At 66.8% G+C, this 17,553-nt stretch carries 14 protein-coding genes; 2 read left to right on the top strand and 12 right to left on the bottom strand.

The features are described 5' to 3' along the window. Window positions 1-369, bottom strand: coding sequence for a VOC family protein (locus DSD28_RS23650; protein ID WP_119258882.1), 369 nt, complete (start codon window positions 367-369; stop codon window positions 1-3). 74 nt (window positions 370-443) lie between these two features. On the opposite strand from DSD28_RS23650, the gene DSD28_RS23655 reads away from it, so the two are divergent. Continuing rightward, complete coding sequence (locus DSD28_RS23655; RefSeq protein WP_119258883.1) at window positions 444-1,145, top strand: helix-turn-helix transcriptional regulator; 702 nt, start codon at window positions 444-446, stop codon at window positions 1,143-1,145. Window positions 1,146-1,298: 153 nt separating this feature from the next. Beyond that, window positions 1,299-3,647: a PAS domain-containing sensor histidine kinase gene (locus DSD28_RS23660; RefSeq protein ID WP_119258884.1), complete on the top strand. Its 2,349-nt coding sequence runs from the start codon at window positions 1,299-1,301 to the stop codon at window positions 3,645-3,647. Between the two features lie 244 nt (window positions 3,648-3,891). On the opposite strand, the gene DSD28_RS23665 is transcribed toward DSD28_RS23660, so the two are convergent. The 11 genes from DSD28_RS23665 to DSD28_RS23715 form a co-directional block, all read right to left on the bottom strand. Next, on the bottom strand, window positions 3,892-6,846 hold the full coding sequence (locus tag DSD28_RS23665) for a bifunctional [glutamine synthetase] adenylyltransferase/[glutamine synthetase]-adenylyl-L-tyrosine phosphorylase (RefSeq protein ID WP_119258885.1): 2,955 nt from the start codon (window positions 6,844-6,846) through the stop codon (window positions 3,892-3,894). A 30-nt stretch (window positions 6,847-6,876) separates the two neighbouring features. Further along, complete coding sequence (locus tag DSD28_RS23670) at window positions 6,877-8,292, bottom strand: sensor histidine kinase (protein ID WP_119258929.1); 1,416 nt, start codon at window positions 8,290-8,292, stop codon at window positions 6,877-6,879. Between the two features lie 13 nt (window positions 8,293-8,305). Further along, window positions 8,306-9,043 (bottom strand): response regulator transcription factor, encoded by a 738-nt coding sequence (locus tag DSD28_RS23675; RefSeq protein WP_281048116.1) that lies wholly within the window; start codon window positions 9,041-9,043, stop codon window positions 8,306-8,308. A 61-nt stretch (window positions 9,044-9,104) separates the two neighbouring features. Next, window positions 9,105-10,670: a Do family serine endopeptidase gene (locus DSD28_RS23680; protein WP_119258887.1), complete on the bottom strand. Its 1,566-nt coding sequence runs from the start codon at window positions 10,668-10,670 to the stop codon at window positions 9,105-9,107. 122 nt (window positions 10,671-10,792) lie between these two features. Then, complete coding sequence (locus tag DSD28_RS23685) at window positions 10,793-11,251, bottom strand: cytochrome c-type biogenesis protein (protein ID WP_119258888.1); 459 nt, start codon at window positions 11,249-11,251, stop codon at window positions 10,793-10,795. Continuing rightward, window positions 11,248-13,233 carry a heme lyase CcmF/NrfE family subunit gene (locus DSD28_RS23690; RefSeq protein WP_119258889.1) on the bottom strand — a complete coding sequence of 662 codons (1,986 nt, stop codon included), beginning with the start codon at window positions 13,231-13,233 and terminating at the stop codon, window positions 11,248-11,250. Before DSD28_RS23690 ends, DSD28_RS23685 begins: the two co-directional genes overlap by 4 nt. After that, the gene (gene ccmE, locus DSD28_RS23695; protein ID WP_119258890.1) at window positions 13,230-13,679 is read right to left on the bottom strand and encodes a cytochrome c maturation protein CcmE; all 450 of its coding nucleotides are present in this window, start codon (window positions 13,677-13,679) and stop codon (window positions 13,230-13,232) included. Before ccmE ends, DSD28_RS23690 begins: the two co-directional genes overlap by 4 nt. After that, the gene (gene ccmI / locus DSD28_RS23700) at window positions 13,676-14,815 is read right to left on the bottom strand and encodes a c-type cytochrome biogenesis protein CcmI (protein WP_119258891.1); all 1,140 of its coding nucleotides are present in this window, start codon (window positions 14,813-14,815) and stop codon (window positions 13,676-13,678) included. Before ccmI ends, ccmE begins: the two co-directional genes overlap by 4 nt. A gap of 106 nt (window positions 14,816-14,921) precedes the next feature. Further along, window positions 14,922-15,356, bottom strand: coding sequence for a hypothetical protein (locus DSD28_RS23705; protein ID WP_119258892.1), 435 nt, complete (start codon window positions 15,354-15,356; stop codon window positions 14,922-14,924). Window positions 15,357-15,465: 109 nt separating this feature from the next. Beyond that, the gene (locus tag DSD28_RS23710) at window positions 15,466-16,884 is read right to left on the bottom strand and encodes an ATP-binding protein (RefSeq protein ID WP_119258893.1); all 1,419 of its coding nucleotides are present in this window, start codon (window positions 16,882-16,884) and stop codon (window positions 15,466-15,468) included. Next, the gene (locus tag DSD28_RS23715) at window positions 16,874-17,545 is read right to left on the bottom strand and encodes a response regulator transcription factor (protein WP_119258894.1); all 672 of its coding nucleotides are present in this window, start codon (window positions 17,543-17,545) and stop codon (window positions 16,874-16,876) included. The genes DSD28_RS23710 and DSD28_RS23715 overlap by 11 nt, the downstream gene beginning before the upstream one ends. Between the last annotated feature and the right edge of the window lie 8 nt (window positions 17,546-17,553).

Consider the following 17,553-nt stretch of genomic DNA (forward strand, 5'->3'; position numbering starts at 1 on the left):
TCACTTGTCCGGCGGGCAGACGCGGATCCGGTGGCCATCCGGGTCCAGCGCGACGAAGGTGCGGCCGAAGACGGCCGTGAACGGCGGCTGCTCGATGGCGACGCCGGCCGCCTTCCACGTTTCATGCAGCGCGTCGATCGCCGCATCGTCATCGACGGCGATGGCGATCTCGGAACGATGGCCGGTGCCAGACGAGACGAATTCCGGCGAGCCGGTCGACCACAGGCCGAGACCGAGGCCGTTCTCGAACCGGAAGGCGACGAAGCCGGGCGACTGGGCCACCGGTGCGCGGCCGAAAAGCTGCTCGTAGAAGCGGCCGCTTGCGGCCGGGTTCCCGACATAGAGGATCAGGAGATTGGGAGAGATCATGGGGATCGTCCTTTCGTTGCTTTGACGGGACGATCCTAGGCGACACCACTGCCAGAAAATGGCAGTATCGTCGCATGGCCCGCTCCGAACGACTGCTCGCCCTCCTCCAGCTTCTGCGCCGCCACCGCCATCCGGTGAGCGGCGCCACGCTTGCCGGCGAGCTCGGCGTCAGCATCCGCACGCTCTACCGCGACATCGCCACGCTTCAGGTGCAGGGCGCCGATATCGAGGGCGAGCCGGGCGTCGGCTATGTGCTGCGCCCCGGCTTCATGCTGCCGCCGCTCATGTTCTCGCAAGGAGAACTGGAGGCGCTGGTGCTGGGCTTCCGCTGGGTGCAGAAATTCGCCGATGCGCCCGTAACCAAGGCGGCGACGGACGCGCTCGCCAAGATTTCCGCCGTGCTGCCGGCCGAGCTTGCCGCGGAGCTGGAGAGCACGGCGCTGCTGGTCGGGCCGCGCAGGATCGTCGACGGCGAGATCGTCGATCTTGCCGTGATCCGCGCGGCGATCCGCCGGGAGCGCAAGCTCCGGCTGTCCTATTGCGACGCGGCGGGCGTGCGCAGCGAACGCGTGGTCTGGCCGGTCGCGCTCGGCTATTTCGAGGAGACGCGCATGCTGGTCGCCTGGTGCGAATGGCGGCAGGGCTACCGGCATTTCCGCACGGAGCGCATGGCGGCGATCGCGCTTCTGGAGGAGCGCTTTCCCCGCCGCCGCGCCGCCATGCTGAAGGAATGGCGCGAGACGGACGCGGGACCGCGACGGGCGAGCCAAGCGTAAAGCCATGCCCGGCAAGTGCAATTTCCCAACTATGAGAAATGGTTAAAAAACTTTTACCTTTTTCTATGGACAAGCCGAATCACAATTGATTCATTAGGGCAGATTCGGGCGAGCGGCGCGCCGAATCACGAGAGGGTTACAAGGTTTATGACTATGGCGGACGCGCAACGAGGACGCGCAGCCGGCGGATGGACTCGTCTCAGATTCCCGGGAATGGCGGCCTGGGAAGACGAGGCGACGGGACAGGCGAAGATCTTCGCCGGGCCTGCCGCACGGCGTCTGACGCGGGCTGAGCCCGTGCTGAAACGGTCTATACCGATCCTGATCATCGCCTTCCTCTTCGTGGTCGGCATTTCGCGCATGGTCGGCATCATCGCCGAGCATGACCGGATGGATGCGAGCGTGCGCGACACGACCTCGCTGACGGCGATGGCCGTCGGCGCGGTCTTTTCCGGCACGCTGGCCGAAAGCCTGGCGAACTCCGACCGCATGGCCGTCGAGGCCGCGCTCTCGCTCAACCTGCCGCAGGACCGCATGCAGCCGGGCGGCATCGTGCTCTTCGTCGAGGAGGAAGGCCGCGTCTTCGGCGCCTCGCTGGCGGCCGCGCGCTTCGTCGGCCAGTCATTGGCGCGCTTTTCCTCCGAGCTTGCCGCCGCGCAGTATTTCGGCGAGGCGGGCGGCGTCTTCCACACCCGCATCGGCGGCGAGGAATATTATGCCTCGCTGGTGCAGATGCCGAAGAAGGGCGGCTTCATCGTCGTCGCCAATCCGCTCGGGCATCTCGCCCTCTTCTGGCGCGACGAGGTGGCGCTGAACGTCACGCTCTTCGCCGGCATCTCGGCGATCCTGCTCGTCATCCTCTATGCCTATTACATCCAGGCCAAGCGCGCGCGCGACGCGGATGCGATCTTCGCGGAATCCAACCTGCGCGTGGAGACGGCGCTCGCCCGCGGCCGCTGCGGCCTGTGGGACTTCGACCTCACCAACCGCCGGCTCTTCTGGTCGCGCTCCATGTACGAGATGCTCGGCATGCCGGCGCGCGACAGCGTGCTCTCCTTCGGCGATGCCGCGCGCCTGATGCATCCCGACGACGACGGCATCTATCAGGTCGCGCGCGCGGTCGCGCGCAGCGAGGCCAAGCAGGTCGACCAGGTCTTCCGCATGCGCCATGCCGAGGGGCATTACGTCTGGCTGCGCGCCCGCGCCCAGCTCATCCGCATGGCCTCCGGCCGGCTGCACATGATCGGCATCGCCATGGACGTGACCGAGCAGCACAGGCTCGCCCAGCGCTACCAGGAGGCCGACCAGCGCCTCGCCGACGCCATCGAATGCACTTCCGAGGCCTTCGTCCTCTGGGACAAGCACGACCGGCTCGTCATGTGCAACGCGCATTACCAGCAGGCCTACGGCCTTCCCGACGAGGTGCTGGTGCCCGGCACGGAGCGCGCGACGGTGCATGCCGCGGCGGCTCGCCCGGTCATCGAGCGACGCATCGCGGATGCGGACGGCACCGGCATTTCGCAGACCAGCGAGGTGCAGCTTGCCGACGAGCGCTGGCTGCAGATCAACGAGCGGCGCACCCGCGACGGCGGCTGCGTCTCCGTGGGCACCGACATCACGATGATGAAGCGGCATCAGGTGCGCCTGCGCGAATCCGAACGCCGGCTGATGGCGACCATCGGCGACCTCTCGGCCTCCCGCGCCACGCTGGAGCGGCAGAAGACGGAACTTTCGCTCGCCAATGCCAACTATCAGGCGGAGAAGGAGCGCGCCGAGGCGGCCAACCGCGCCAAGTCGGAATTCCTCGCCAACATGTCGCACGAGCTGCGCACGCCGCTCAACGCCATCCTCGGCTTCTCGGAAATCCTGCAGAACCAGATGTTCGGGCCGATCGGCTCGGACAAGTACCGTGAATATTCGCGCGACATCCACGAGAGCGGCAAGCACCTGCTCAATGTCATCAGCGATATCCTCGACATGTCGAAGATCGAGGCCGGCCACATGCGCATCAGCTGCGAGACGGTTGATCTTACGCCGCTGATCGAGGAGACCATGCGGCTCACCATGCTGCAGGCGGAAAAGAAGAACATCGCCGTGCGGCAGACCTGCCCGGACAATCTCCTTGCCGTCGCGGATCGCCGCGCCATGAAGCAGATCCTGCTGAACCTGCTCTCGAACGCCATGAAGTTCACCAATGCGGGCGGCAAGGTGGAGGTGCGGGCGCGCAAGGTTCACGGCGCGATCACGCTGACCATCGCCGACACCGGCATCGGCATCCCGAAATCCGCCCTGCAGAAGATCGGCCAGCCCTTCGAGCAGGTGCAGAGCCAGTACGCCAAGAGCAAGGGCGGCTCGGGCCTTGGCCTTGCCATCTCCCGCTCCCTCGCCCACCTCCACGGCGGCGGCATGCGCATCCATTCCGTCGAGGGCAAGGGCACGATCATCTCGGTACGCATCCCCGATCGCGAACGGCTGGCGGGGTTGCATCTGGCGGCGGCTTGAGGCAATCGATCTCGACCGTGGCTTGCCCCTCATCCGGCCTGCCGGCCACCTTCTCCCGCAAGGGGGAGAAGGTGAGATGCCGAACCGCTTTCCCAAACCATCAGCGTTCATGTGGGGCACGTCCCCTCTCCCCGCTTGCGGGGAGAGGGTTAGGGTGAGGGGCAAGCAACCTTGCGGCCAATCACGCTTGTACTCGATGCCATCCCAGTCCCTAACATGATGGCGACGGCGCAACGGAGACGCCTCAGCCCTTCACCACCCCCTGGAAAATCTTCCGCACAGCCTTCGATATCCGGTGGATTTCCGCCTCCAGCGTGCGCAGGTCCGGGCAGTCACCGGCCCGGCAGACGAGGTCGATGAGGCCGGCTGGGGCTTCCCTGGGGTCGAAGCCGCCGTCGACGCAGAGGCGGACGATCTGCGAGATCTCCGTATAGAGAGACAGCGCCTTCTGCACCGTATCGAGGTCGTTGGGGTCCATCATGCCGGCGCCAAGGACGGCGAGCGCATCGGCGGTCGGCATGACCTCTTCCGGCTGCGGTGCGCCGCGCGCCGGCGCGACCAGCGCCAGGAACTGGGCGATGAATTCGATGTCGATCAACCCGCCCGCGATGAGCTTCAGGTCCCAGATGTCCCTGGGCGGCTTTTCCTGATCGATGAGATCGCGCATCTCGGCGACGTCCTTGGCGATCTTCGCCGTGTCGCGCTTGCGGGCAAGCACGGTGCGGAAGATGCCTTCCGCCTCCGTCATCAGGCTCTCCTCGCCGCAGAGCACCCGGGCGCGGGTGAGCGCCATGTGCTCCCAGGTCCAGGCCTCCTCGGCCTGGTACTTGGCGAAGGAGGTGATGCGGGTTGCCACCGGCCCCTTGTTGCCGGAGGGGCGCAGGCGCATGTCCACCTCGTAAAGCACGCCTTCGGCCGTCGGCGCGGAGAGCGCCGCGATCAGCCGCTGGGTGATGCGGGTGAAGTATTTGACGTTGTCGAGAGGTTTCGGACCATCCGATTCGAAGGCGTCGCTCTCGTGGTCGTAGAGGAGGATCAGGTCGATGTCGGAGCCGGCGGTCAATTCGAAGCTGCCGAGCTTGCCCATGCCGACCAGCACCACGCGCCCGCCGGGGAATTTGCCGTGCGCCGCCTCGATCTCCTCCAGCACCGCCTTCAGCGCCGCCGCGACGATGAGGTCGGCGACATGGGTGAAGGCGCGGGCGGCCTGTTTGCCGGTGATCGCGCCGGTCAGCAGGCGGATGCCGATGAGGAAGCGTTGCTCGGCGGCGATGATGCGAAGGCGATCGAGAATTTCCTCATAGTGCCGCGCGCCGGAGACAAAGCCTTCGATGCGCTCGGATAGGTAGGCGCGGGTCGGCAGTTCCGCGAGGAGGCCGGGGTCCAGCATACCGTCGAAGACATGCGGCTTGGCCGCGATCACCTCGGCCAGCTTCGGCGCGGACGACATGATGTTGACGATGAGGGAGAGCAGCGCCGGGTTGTTGCCGAGCAGCGAGAAGAGCTGGATGCCCGCCGGCAGGCCGGAGATGAAGCTGTCGAAGCGCAGCAGCGCCTCGTCCGCCCGCTTGCTCTCGCCAAAGACGCGCAGCAGCTGTGGTGTCAGCTCCGTCAGCCGCTCGCGCGCCTCGACGGATTGCGTGGCGCGGTAGCGGCCGTAGTGCCAGGTGCGGATGGTGCGGGAAATGTCGGCCGGGCGCTCGAAGCCGAGACGCTTCAGGGTCTCCAGCGTATCGGGATCGTCCTTCTGACCGGTGAAGACGAGGTTGCCCGTCTCGGAGGAGAGCTTCGCCTCCTGCTCGAAGAGCGCCGCATAGCGCCGCTCGACGGTCTTCAGCACTTCGACCAGCTTTGCGGAGAAGGCGGCGGTGTCGGCAAAGCCCATCATGAAGGCGATGCGCTTCAGCTCGGCCTCGGTTTCGGGCAGGATGTGGCTCTGCTCGTCGCGCACCATCTGCACGCGATGCTCGACGTCGCGCAGGAACCAGTAGGCCTCCGTCAGCTCCCGCGCCGTCGCCTCGTCGATCCAGCTGGCTTTCGCAAGCTCGGCCAGCATGGGCTCGGTGGCGCGCAGGCGCAGCGCCGGCACGCGGCCGCCGGCGATGAGCTGCTGGGTCTGCACGAAGAACTCGATCTCGCGGATGCCGCCGCGGCCGAGCTTGACGTTGTGGCCCTTCACGGCGATCTCGCCGTGGCCCTTGTGCACATGGATCTGCCGCTTGATCGAATGGATGTCGGCGATCGCCGCGTAGTCGAGATATTTGCGGAAGACGAAGGGCACCAGCCCCCTGAGGAAGGCTTCGCCGGCCTTGAGGTCGCCGGCGATGGGCTTGGCCTTGATGAAGGCGGCGCGCTCCCAGTTCTGGCCCCTGCCCTCGTAATAGAGCATGGCCGAATCGAAGGAGATGGCGAGTGGTGTCGCGCCGGGATCGGGCCGGAGGCGAAGGTCCGTGCGGAAGACATAGCCGTCCGCCGTGCGCTCCTGCATGATGCGGATCAGCCGGCGCACGAGGCGCGAGAAGGTTTCGACCGCCTCGCTCGGATCGACCGCCACGTCCGCCATCGGATCGAAGAAGACGACGAGGTCGATATCCGAGGAATAGTTGAGCTCGGCCGCGCCGAGCTTGCCCATGCCGAGCACGATGAGGCCGGACTTCTCGCTCGGGCGGGCGGGATCGGGCAGCTTCAGCTTGCCGCTCGCATGCGCCGAAAGAAGGAGATGGTCGATGGCCGCCGATGTCGCCGCTTCCGCAAGTCCGGTCAGGAGCGCCGTGGTCTTGCGGGCGTCGAAGATGCGGGCAAGGTCGGCGAGCGCCGTCAGGAAGGCGACCTCGCGCTTGGCGACGCGCAGCCGCGTCATCAGCATCGCTTCCGTCACCTCGCCGCCCTCCCCCGGCTCCCAGGCCTTGCGGGTGCGGGCGACGGCGGCCTCGATGGCGGGAAGGATCGGCTCCTCCAGCGCACGGACGAGAAGGGCCGGATCGATACGGGCGGTATCGCGCAGATAGGGCGAGAGCGTGAAGGCCGCGACGATGAAATCCTTGAGCGGGCCATCCTCGGCAAGAAGCTTCGCAATGCCGGCGTGTTCCCTGCCCCAATCCTTGAGGTCGGACAGGACCGATTTGACTTCCGTCTGGCTCAGGGGCCGGATGGGGGATGCCGAAAGATCGGAAAATCGCGTCGCTTCCGTCACGCTCATGATGTCTCCTCGCCGTTTCGAGGAGGTGTATCAGTCCGGGAGGATGGGGAAAACCATCCTGACGGTCAGCCCCCGATTGTTTTCCCGCTCCGGATGGGTCGCGTCGAGCTTCAGCCGGCCATGATGCATCTCCATCACGGCGCCGACAAGCGAGAGGCCGAGGCCGGTGCCCGGCTTGGAGCGGCTCGCGTCGAGGCGCACGAAGCGCTGCACCACGTCGTCGCGCTTGTCGTCCGGCACGCCGGGGCCGCTGTCGGCGACGGAAAGGACGACGTCGGCCTCGCGCCGCGCCAGCGAGACGCGGATCTCCGGCTCGCCCTCGCTGCCCTCGGCATATTTGACGGCATTGTCGATGAGATTGCCCAGCGCCTGGCCGATCAGCTCGCGATTGCCCTTGACCTCGATGCCGTCGGCAATCTCGGTGACGAGCCGCAGGCCGCAATCCTCCGCGACGGGCTCGTAGAGCTCGGCGCTGTCATGGGCGATCTCGCTGATATCGACGGCGCTCATCTCGGCGGGCGCCTGGCCGGCCTCGACGCGGGAGATCATCAAGAGCGCGTTGAAGGTGCGGATGAGCTGGTCGGATTCGCCGATCATCTCCTCCAGCGCCGTACGATGCTCCGCCGCTTCGCCGCCGGCGAGCGCCGCCTCCGCCTTGTTGCGCAGGCGCGTCAGCGGGGTCTTGAGATCGTGCGCGATGTTGTCGGAGACCTGCTTCAGGCCCTCGTTCAGCTTCTCGATGCGCCCCAGCATGGTGTTCAGCGATTCCGACAGGCGGTCGAACTCATCGCCGGAACCGCTGGTCGGCAGGCGCTGCGAGAGGTCGCCGGCCATGATGCGCTGGCTGGCGTCCGACATGCGGTCCATGCGCTTCAGCGCGTTGCGTCCGATCAGGTACCAGATGGCGAGCGCGCCGACACCCATGACGCCGAGCGCCACCATCAGCGCCTGACGCACCAGCACACGGAAATTCTCCGGCTCGCCAAGATCGCGGCCGACCAGCACGCGAAGGCCGTTGGAGAGCACGATCACCTGCGCATAGGCCATCGGCCGGCTGTTGCCGCGCGCCTCCTCCTGATAGCGCTGGTAGCGGAACGGCGTCTCCGTCCAGCCCTCGGTGTCGAGCACGCCAGGCTGGAGGGAGGCGACATTGCCGGCCAGCACCTCGCCGGTGGGGCTGGCGATGATGTAAAGATTCGCGCCGGGCTGGCGGGAGCGGCGCTCCAGCGTGCGCAAGAGGCCGTTCATGCCGTTGTTGTCGAAGATGCGCTCGATCTGGTCGGCCTCCTGCGCCACCGCCTCACGCATCTGCTGCTGGAGCAGCCCCTCCGACATGGAGGAGACGTAGAAGACGAGGAAGGCCGCGCAGGCGGCGAAGAGCAGGAGATAGACGGCGGAGAGGCGCACGGCGGTGGTGCGGTAGAGGGCGGTCAGCCTGCCGAGCATGCGGTTCATGGGGTCAGCCTGCCGCCTCGTCCTTCATCATGTATCCGGCGCCGCGCACCGTGCGCAGCAGCGGCTGGTCGAAGTCCTTCTCGATCTTCGAGCGCAGCCGCGAGACATGGACGTCGATGACGTTGGTCTGCGGGTCGAAATGATAGTCCCAGACGTTTTCGAGCAGCATGGTGCGCGTCACCACCTGCCCGGCATTCTTCATGAGATATTCGAGCAGGCGGAATTCGCGCGGCTGGAGCAGGATTTCCTTGCCGGCGCGCTTGACGGTGTGGGAGAGCCGGTCGAGCTCGAGATCGCCGACGCGGTAGACCATGTCCTGCTCGGGCGTGCCCTTGCGGCGGCCCAGCACCTCGATGCGCGCCAGAAGCTCGCTGAAGGCATAGGGCTTGGGAAGGTAATCGTCGCCGCCGGCGCGAAGGCCCGTCACGCGGTCGTCGACCTGGCCGAGGGCCGAGAGGATGAGCACCGGCGTGTGGATGTTGCGGCGGCGCAATTCCGAGATCAACGACAGGCCGTCGCGGCGCGGCAGCATGCGATCGATGACGAGGACGTCATAGGTGTTCTCGGTGGCAAGGAAGAGCCCGCTTTCGCCATCGCTGGCATGATCGAGCACGATGCCCGCCTCGCGAAAGGCCTTCGAGAGATAGGCCGCCGCCTCCAGATCGTCTTCAACAATCAATATCTTCATCGTAGGGACCTTACAGCATGTTCGGAGGGTCTTGGCTAGAAGCCGCCCCCCCATACGGCAGCGCCGCGAAACCTTTCGATCTCGCGGCGCCGTGGGCAGGGAACAACGGAGCCGGTCAGCCCTGATCGATCGGCAGCGCCAGGAAGCGGCTGCCGTCCTTGGTCTCGATCTGGAACAGCGCCTTGGTGCGGCCGTCCTTGCGGGCACCCTCGATCACTTTCATCACGTCGTCGGCCGACTTGACGGCCTGGTTGTTGACGGAGGTGATGCGGTCGCCTTCCTTGAGGCCCCGGTCGCTGGCGTCGGAGTCCGGATCGACGGTGGAGACCGTCAGGCCGTCGTCGCCCGGCGTCACCGAAATGCCGAGATCGGCGAGCGCCTGCTCGCTGTTCTCCTCGGCCGGAGCCGCTTCGTCGGGGGTCGCCGAGGCCTGGATCTGCTCGCCGGCCAGCGTGCCGATCTCGACCGACACGTTCTGCGACTTGCCATCGCGCCAGACCGAGATATCGACCTTCTTGCCGGGCGCGATGTCGGCGACGCGGCGGGCAAGGTCACGCGGGTCCTTGACGGGTTCACCGTCGAGCGCAGTAATCACGTCGCCCTTCTTGATGCCGGCCTTGGCGCCGGGGGAGTCGGCCTGCGGCTCGACGACGAGGGCACCGGCGGCGTCCGCAAGGCCGAGCGAGTCGGCAATGTCGCGGCTTACCGGCTGGATCTGCACGCCGAGCCAGCCGCGGTCGACCTTGCCGTCCTTCATCAGGTCGGCGACAACGCCCTTGGCGACGGAAGCCGGGATGGCGAAGGCGATACCGACATTGCCGCCCGAGGGCGAGAAGATCGCGGTGTTGATACCGACGACCTGGCCGGAGAGGTTGAAGGTCGGGCCGCCCGAATTGCCGCGGTTCACGGCGGCGTCCACCTGGAGGTAGTCGTCATAGGGGCCGGAGCCGATGTCGCGGCCGCGGGCGGAGATGATGCCGGCCGTCACCGTGCCGCCGAGGCCGAACGGATTGCCAACGGCGACAACCCAGTCGCCGACGCGGATCTGGCTATCATCGGCGAAGCTGACATAGGTGAACTTGCGCTTGTCCTTCTCGGCGACCTTCAGCACGGCGAGGTCGGTGCGGCTGTCCTTGCCGACGAGCGTCGCGTTGAGTTCGGTGCCGTCGTTCATGACGACCGTGAAGGCAGAGCCGTCGCTGACGACGTGGTTGTTGGTGACGATATAGCCGTCTTCGGAGATGAAGAAGCCGGAACCCTGCGCGGTCGGGCGCAGATGCGGCTTGCGGTTCGGGCCGCGACGGTCGCCGAAGCGGCGATCCGGACCGCGATCGCCATGGAACTGGTCCTGACCGCCGAATTCACGGAAGAAGCGCTTCAGCGGGTGATCGTCGGGAAGATCGTCGAAGCCGCGGCCGCCGAAGTTGAAGCTGAAATTGCTCTCGTCATTGGCCTGCTTCACATCGGACTGGACGCGGACGGAAACCACTGCGGGGGAGACGGCCGAAACGACATCCGCGAAGCTCGCGACCTGGGGGGCCTGGACGGTGACGGCCTCGGCATGGCTTTCGGTGACGCGCGCGGGAATGCCGGTCGCAAGCATGACGGCCGCAAGCCCGGCGACGGTGGTCGTCTGCAGCACGGTCTTGAGGCCAGGACGGAATGCGGAGATCTTGGACATTCTTTGCACCTTTTTTCTCTTCTCTCATGGCTGCGCCCGGCAGCCGATGGAAAAGAGATAGGCCGGCGCACATTACATGGCACTATCCGCCGCATGAATTTTTCGTAATGTTGGGAATTCGGCTAGTCGTTTTTCAGGGCGCGTTCCAGCTCGGCCTTTTCCGCTTCGGAAAGCGGCGTGCCCATCGGCTGGCCGCCGCGCCGGCGCACGAAGAGGACCATCGCGGTCGCGCCGGCGAGGAAGAGCACAAGCGGCGCGCCCCACAGCAGCAGCGTCTCGCCGCGCACACGCGGGTTGAGCAGCACGAATTCGCCGTAGCGGGAGACCACATAGTCGATCACCGCCTCGTCGCTGTCGCCGTTCTTCAGCCGCTCGCGCACGAGGAGGCGAAGGTCGCGGGCTAGTTCCGCATTGGAATCGTCGATCGACTGGTTCTGGCAGACCATGCAGCGCAGTTCTGCCGAAAGGGCGCGGGCGCGCGCCTCCAGCGCCGGATCGGAGAGGACCTCGTCCGGATTGACGGCGAAGGCCGGGAAGGCCGAAAGCAGGAAGAGAGCGGCGATGAGCAGGCGGCGCATCATTCCGCCGCCTCCAGCACGGGTTTCACCTTGCGGGCCTTCTGCGGCGCGCCGACGCGCAGGCGCCGGTCGCAGAGCGAGACCGCGCCGCCCGCCATCATGATCAGCGCGCCGATCCAGATGCACAGGATCATCGGCTTCCACCAGACGCGCACGACGATGCCGCCGTCGGCCATGGCGTCGCCGAGCGAGACATAGAGCTGGCTGAGGCCGAAGGTGCGGATACCCGCTTCCGTCGTCGGCATGCGGCGCGCCATATAGAGGCGCTTCGACGACCAGATCTCGGTGACGATCACGCCGCCGCGCGCCACGGTGAAGTGGCCGGCTTCTTCCGTATAATTCGGCCCCTGCCCGCGGCGCATGCCGTCGAAGGTCAGGGTATAGCCGCCGGCCTCGACCTGCGCGCCGGGCTTCATCTCCACCACATGCTCGGTCTCGAAGGCGGTGACCGCGATGATACCGACGACCGTGACGCCGATGCCGATATGCGCGAGCGCCGTGCCGAAGGCCGAGCCCGGCAGGCCGATGAAGCGGCGGAAGGCGACATTGCCGGCCACCTTGCCGATGCCGGCGCGCAGCCACAGATCGGTGATCGCGCCCGCGATCATGTAGAAGCCGATGGCGAGGCCGAAATAGGCGAGCACCGGGCCGCCGTCATGCACATAGACGACCGCCGCCGCCACGACGAGGCCGATGCCGACCGCCGCGAAGAGGCGCTGGCCGGCGGCGAGGATATCGCCCCGCTTCCAGGCGAGCAGCGGCCCGAAGGGCACGGCCAGCAGCAGCGGCAGCATCAGAAGGCCGAAGGTGAGGTTGAAGAAGGGCGGGCCGACGGAGATTTTCTCGCCCGTCAGCGCTTCCAGCACGAGCGGATAGAGCGTGCCGGTCAGCACCGTCGCCGCCGCCGTCGTGAGAATAAGATTGTTGAGGACGAGCGCGCCCTCGCGCGAGATCGGCGCGAAGAGGCCGCCGGCCTTGAGCGTCGCGGCGCGGAAGGCGAAGAGCGACAGCGCCCCGCCGATGAAGAAGACGAGGATGCCGAGGATGAAGACGCCGCGCGTCGGATCGGTCGCGAAGGCATGCACCGAGGTCAGCACGCCCGAGCGCACGAGGAAGGTACCGAGCAGCGACATGGAGAAGGTGAGGATCGCGAGCAGCACGGTCCAGATCTTCAGCGCCTCGCGCTTTTCCATGACGAGCGCGGAATGCAGCAGCGCCGTGCCGGCGAGCCACGGAATGAAGGAGGCGTTCTCCACCGGGTCCCAGAACCACCAGCCGCCCCAGCCGAGCTCGTAATAGGCCCAGTACGAGCCCATGGCGATGCCGGCCGTGAGGAAGGACCAGGCCGCGAGCGCCCAGGGCCGCACCCAGCGCGCCCAGGCCGCATCGATGCGGCCGTCGATCAGCGCCGCGATGGCGAAGGAGAAGCAGACGGAAAAGCCGACATAGCCGAGATAGAGCAGCGGCGGATGGATGGCGAGGCCGATGTCCTGCAGCACCGGATTGAGGTCCCGCCCTTCGGGCGGCGCCGGCGAAAGGCGCAGGAACGGATTGGAGGTCAGCAGGATGAAGAGGGCGAAGGCCACCGAGATCAGCCCCTGCACCGCCAGCACGTTGGCGCGCAGCCGCTCCGGCAGGTTGGCGCCGAAGGTCGCGACCATCGCGCTGAAGAAGGAGAGGATGAGGAGCCAGAGCATCATCGAGCCCTCGTGGTTCCCCCAGACGCCGGAGATCTTGTAGATCATCGGCTTCAGCGAATGCGAGTTCTCGAAGACGTTGGCGACCGAGAAGTCGGAGACGACATAGGCGAAGGTCAGCACCGAGAAGGAGAAGAGCACGAGCATGAAGCCGGCAAGGGCCGCGGCGGGAGCCACGGCCATCAGCGAGCGGTCGTTGCGAAGCGTACCGACCAGCGGCAGGACGAACTGGACGACGACCGTCGCCAGCGCCAGCACGAGGGCATAATGTCCAAGCTCGATGATCATTTGATCGTTTCCTTACCGGAAAGCTCGACGCCCTGCGCCTTCAGGCGGTCGGCCACATCCTTGGGCATATAGGTCTCGTCATGCTTGGCGAGAACCGTGTCGGCGACGAAAAGTCCATCCGTGCCGAAGGCCCCCTCGGCGACGACGCCCTGGCCCTCGCGGAAGAGGTCCGGCAGGATGCCGGTATAGGTCACCGGCACGTTGGCGAGCGTGTCGGTCACCGTGAAGGTTATGGTGGAGCCCTCGCCGCGCTTGACCGTGCCGGCCTCCACGAGGCCGCCGAGACGGATGCGGGTGCCCGGCGCGAGGTTCGCCTTGGCGAGATCGCCCGGCACGTAGAAATAGGCGATCGACTGGCTGAAGGCGAACATGACCAGCAGCACTGCCGCGACGAGGAAGGCGACGCCGCCACCGATCACCGCCAGACGTTTCTGTTTGCGTGTCATTGTCCGCTGCCCTCAACCGAAATCGACAGTTCCCGCGCCAGCGCGAGAAGCTGTCTTCCGTTCTCGCTGTCCGCCGGGAAGGTTTTCAGCGCCGTCATTAGCGCCGCCTCGGCCTTCGGCCTTTGATCCAGCACAACATAGGAACGGATGATGCGCATCCACCCTTCGAAATTGTCGGGATTTTCCTGGAGCTTCGCCGCGAGGCCCTCGACCATGCCGCCGATCATCTGCCGGCGGTCGCCCGCCGACATGTCCTCTGCGGCGGCAACGTCCTCGGCCGTCGGGTTGCCGGGCTGGCCGGCCGTGCCGCCGCCCTCACCCGTCGCGGTCGCGGCGATATGCTTGTTGACGAGCGGCAGCCAGGGCGCATCGGCCGGCGCTTGCTTCGCCATCGCCTCGAAGGCCGCCCGGGCCTCCTCGCGCTTGCCTTCCTGCTCCAGCGCCAGCGCGAGATAGTAGCGGGCACGGGGATTGTCGGCATTGAGCTTCAGCGATGCTTCGAGATGCTTGCGCGCATCCGCGGTGACGATGCCGTTCGCAAGGGCGATCAGCGTCTCCGCATAGCCGTCGAGCCGGTCGGGCGTTTCGCCGAGCAGGCGGATCGCCTCGGAGAAGGCGTTCGCCGCATCCTCCATCCTGCCGCTGCGGTAATAGATCGGCGCAAGCAGGTCCCAGCCCTCCCCGTCCTCGGGATTGCGGGCCAGATGGTTCTCCGCCTTGGCGACGAGGATGCCGATATCATTGCCGGGATTGGCGAGGCGTTCGGCGAGCGGCTGGGCCGGAAGGTCCGGCCGGCCGGTCGCGATGTAGAGACAGAGCCCGATGGCGGGCAGGAGCACGATGACGAAAGCCTGCGCCAGCCGGTTGCGGCGGCTTGCAGGATGCGCCCGCTCCTTCGCTTCGGCCTTGCGGGCGGCGATCAGCCGGCGCGCGACCTCCGCGCGGGCAAGTTCGGCCTCGCCGACGCCGATGAGGCCCGTCGCCTCGTCGCGCTTCAATTCCTCGAGCTGGTCGCGATAGACCTCGACGTCATAGCCGGCATCGTCCGCCGCCTCCGCGGGATGGCGCAGCAGCGGCAGGAGCAGGACGACGGCGACAGCGGCCGTCAGGATGGCGACGAGAATCCAGAAGAACATGACCGTTCAAATACTGGAACACCGGTGCGTTTCCAATTCCCCCCGGCGCGATGACGCAAAATTGAGGCGTTTCGCCGCAAGTTTATGCCTGTTCAGGCCCGGGCGTTCAGGAAAGCGGCGTCCAGGCGCCGTCGGCATTGCGGCAGGCGGCCCCGCGGGTCGTGGTGTCGCGCCCCTCGACCGTCAGCGTATGGCTGTACTGGCGGCAGTTCTGCGAGCCGACCTGATAGGGCGCGGCCGCGACGACCGAGCCGCTGACGCCCTTGCCCTGCCAGACGACAGGCTGGCCGCCGGGGGCCGCCTCGAGCGCGCGGTATTCCGCCTCGAGCGCCCGCTGCATGTCGGCCTTGGAGAGCTGCGTCGCCGCATTGCGGCTCACGAGACCACCCTGAAGGGCGGTGATATAGACGGCGGCGCCACGCGAGCCGGACGGCAGCACGCCGCCGGCCATACCCTTGCCGCCTGATGTGGTGGTGCATCCTGAAACCGTCACTGTTGCCAGAAGCAGGGGGAAAAAGGCGCCGCGCAAACCCGTCTTCATCCGCTGGGACCGTCTCTCTACACGCAAGGGGCGGCAAGCCGCGCCATAACCATCCACATCCGCGATCCTCATCGTCGCGAGCCCTTTCCTTGTTGCATTGTCCGCCGCCTCAGGCAACATCCTTTGTGACAGCCGGCAGAACGAGCCGCGCCAGCAGCCCGCCGCCCGCCCCGCGCGAAAGCCCGAAGGTCCCCTGGTATTCCGAGGTGATCTCGCTGACGATGGAAAGGCCGAGGCCGGTGCCCGGCTTGCTTTCGTCGAGCCGCTTTCCCCGCTTCATCGCCTCGCGAATCTGGTCGGGTTCGAGGCCCGGACCGTCGTCCTCCACCTCGATCACGATCCAGCCCTTGCGCCCGTCGTCGTTGCCGCGCACATCGACCGGCGCCGGGGTGACGCGGACGGCAACCGCCGTGCGGGCATAGCGCGCCGCGTTTTCGAGGAGATTGCCGACGGTTTCCTCGACGTCCTGCTGCTCCATCGCCAGGACGAGGCCGGGCGGATCGACCGCCAGCGGGAACTGGATCTCGGCATTCAGCCGCCGCATCACGCGCACCAGCCGCTCCAGCACCGGGAGCGCCTCCGTGCGCGCCAGCACCGATTCGCGCTGGGCGGCGATGCGGGCGCGGTTGAGGTAGGACTGCACCTGTCCCTGCATGGCCTCGGCCTGCGTCTTCACGAGGTCGCCCTGGGGCGCGGCGATGAGGCGCGATTCGTTGAGCAGCACGGCGATGGGCGTCTTCAGCGAATGGGCGAGATTGCCGACCTGCATGCGGGCGCGCTCGACGATGCGCCGGTTGCTGTCGATCAGCGCGTTCACCTCGCTCGCCAGGGGCAGGATTTCCCTCGGGAAATCGCCGTCGAGCTGTTCGCTCTCGCCGGCCCGGATCTTTTCCAGCGCCTTGCGGGCGCGGTCGAGGGGCTTCAGGCCGATGAGGATCGCCGCCGCGTTGAGGAGAAGGCTGCCGACGCCGAAGCCGGCGAGCGCCAGATAGAGGCTGCCGGAGAAATCGTTGATGTCCGCTTCCAGCACGTCGCGATTGCCGACGACGCGGAAGCGCGCCGTGCGCCCCTCGTCGTCGAGCACCACTTCCGTCTCGCCCACCTCCACCTCGTTCCCGAAGGAATCGACCGTGGTGTAGAAGCGCTCGTAGCGCGTGTCGAAGGGGATGCTGTCGGTATCGGGGATCGGTATGCTGCCGGTGCCGAGAGAGGAGGAGGTCAGCGCCTCGCCCTCCAGCGCCCCGCCGATCGGCTCGACGATCCAGTACCAGCCGGATTGCGGCTGGAAGAAGCGCAGGTCCCCGAGCTGCGGCGTGCCGGCAAGCCGGGTGTTGTCGCCCGCCGAAACCGAATTGATGACGTTGTAGAGCTGGGCGCGCAGGAGGTCGCGGAAGCTCTTCTCCGCGCTCTGCCTGTAGAGCGTGGAGATGACCACGGCGATGACGACGAGCGCCACCGCGGCCCAGAGGGAGGCGAGGAAGAGGACGCGGAAGGTGAGCGAGCGGGAGCGTCTGGCCTTATTTTCCATTGGCCGGCGCTTGCATCCGGTAGCCGAGGCCGCGCACGGTCTCGATCAGGTCGACGCCGATCTTCTTGCGCAGGCGCCCGACGAACACCTCGATCGTGTTGGAATCGCGGTCGAAATCCTGATCGTACATGTGCTCGACCAGCTCGGTGCGCGAGACGACCTCGCCCATATGGTGCATGAGGTAGGAGAGCAGTCGATATTCGTGCGAGGTGAGCTTCAGCGTCTCGCCGTTGACGGTCGCCTTGGAGCCCTTGGTGTCGAGCCGGACGGGGCCGCAGACGATGTCGGGGCTGGCATGGCCGGCCGCGCGGCGGATGAGGGCGCGGATGCGCGCCAGCACCTCCTCGACATGGAAGGGCTTTGCCACATAGTCGTCGGCGCCGGCGTCGATGCCGGCGACCTTGTCGCTCCAACGGTCGCGGGCGGTCAGCAGCAGGACCGGCATCGCCTTGCCGTCGGCGCGCCATTTCTCGAGGACGGTGATGCCGTCCATCTCCGGCAGGCCGATATCGAGGATGATGGCGTCATAGGGCTCGGTATCGCCGAGATAGTGGCCTTCCTCGCCATCGAAGGCCTGGTCCACCACGTAGCCCGCCTCCTTCAGCGCCTCGCTGAGCTGCCGGCTCAGATTGACGTCGTCCTCGACCACCAGAATGCGCATCGCGTCGT

This window comes from Shinella zoogloeoides (assembly GCF_003574625.1).
In the GTDB taxonomy this organism is placed as follows: Bacteria; Pseudomonadota; Alphaproteobacteria; order Rhizobiales; family Rhizobiaceae; genus Shinella; species Shinella zoogloeoides_A.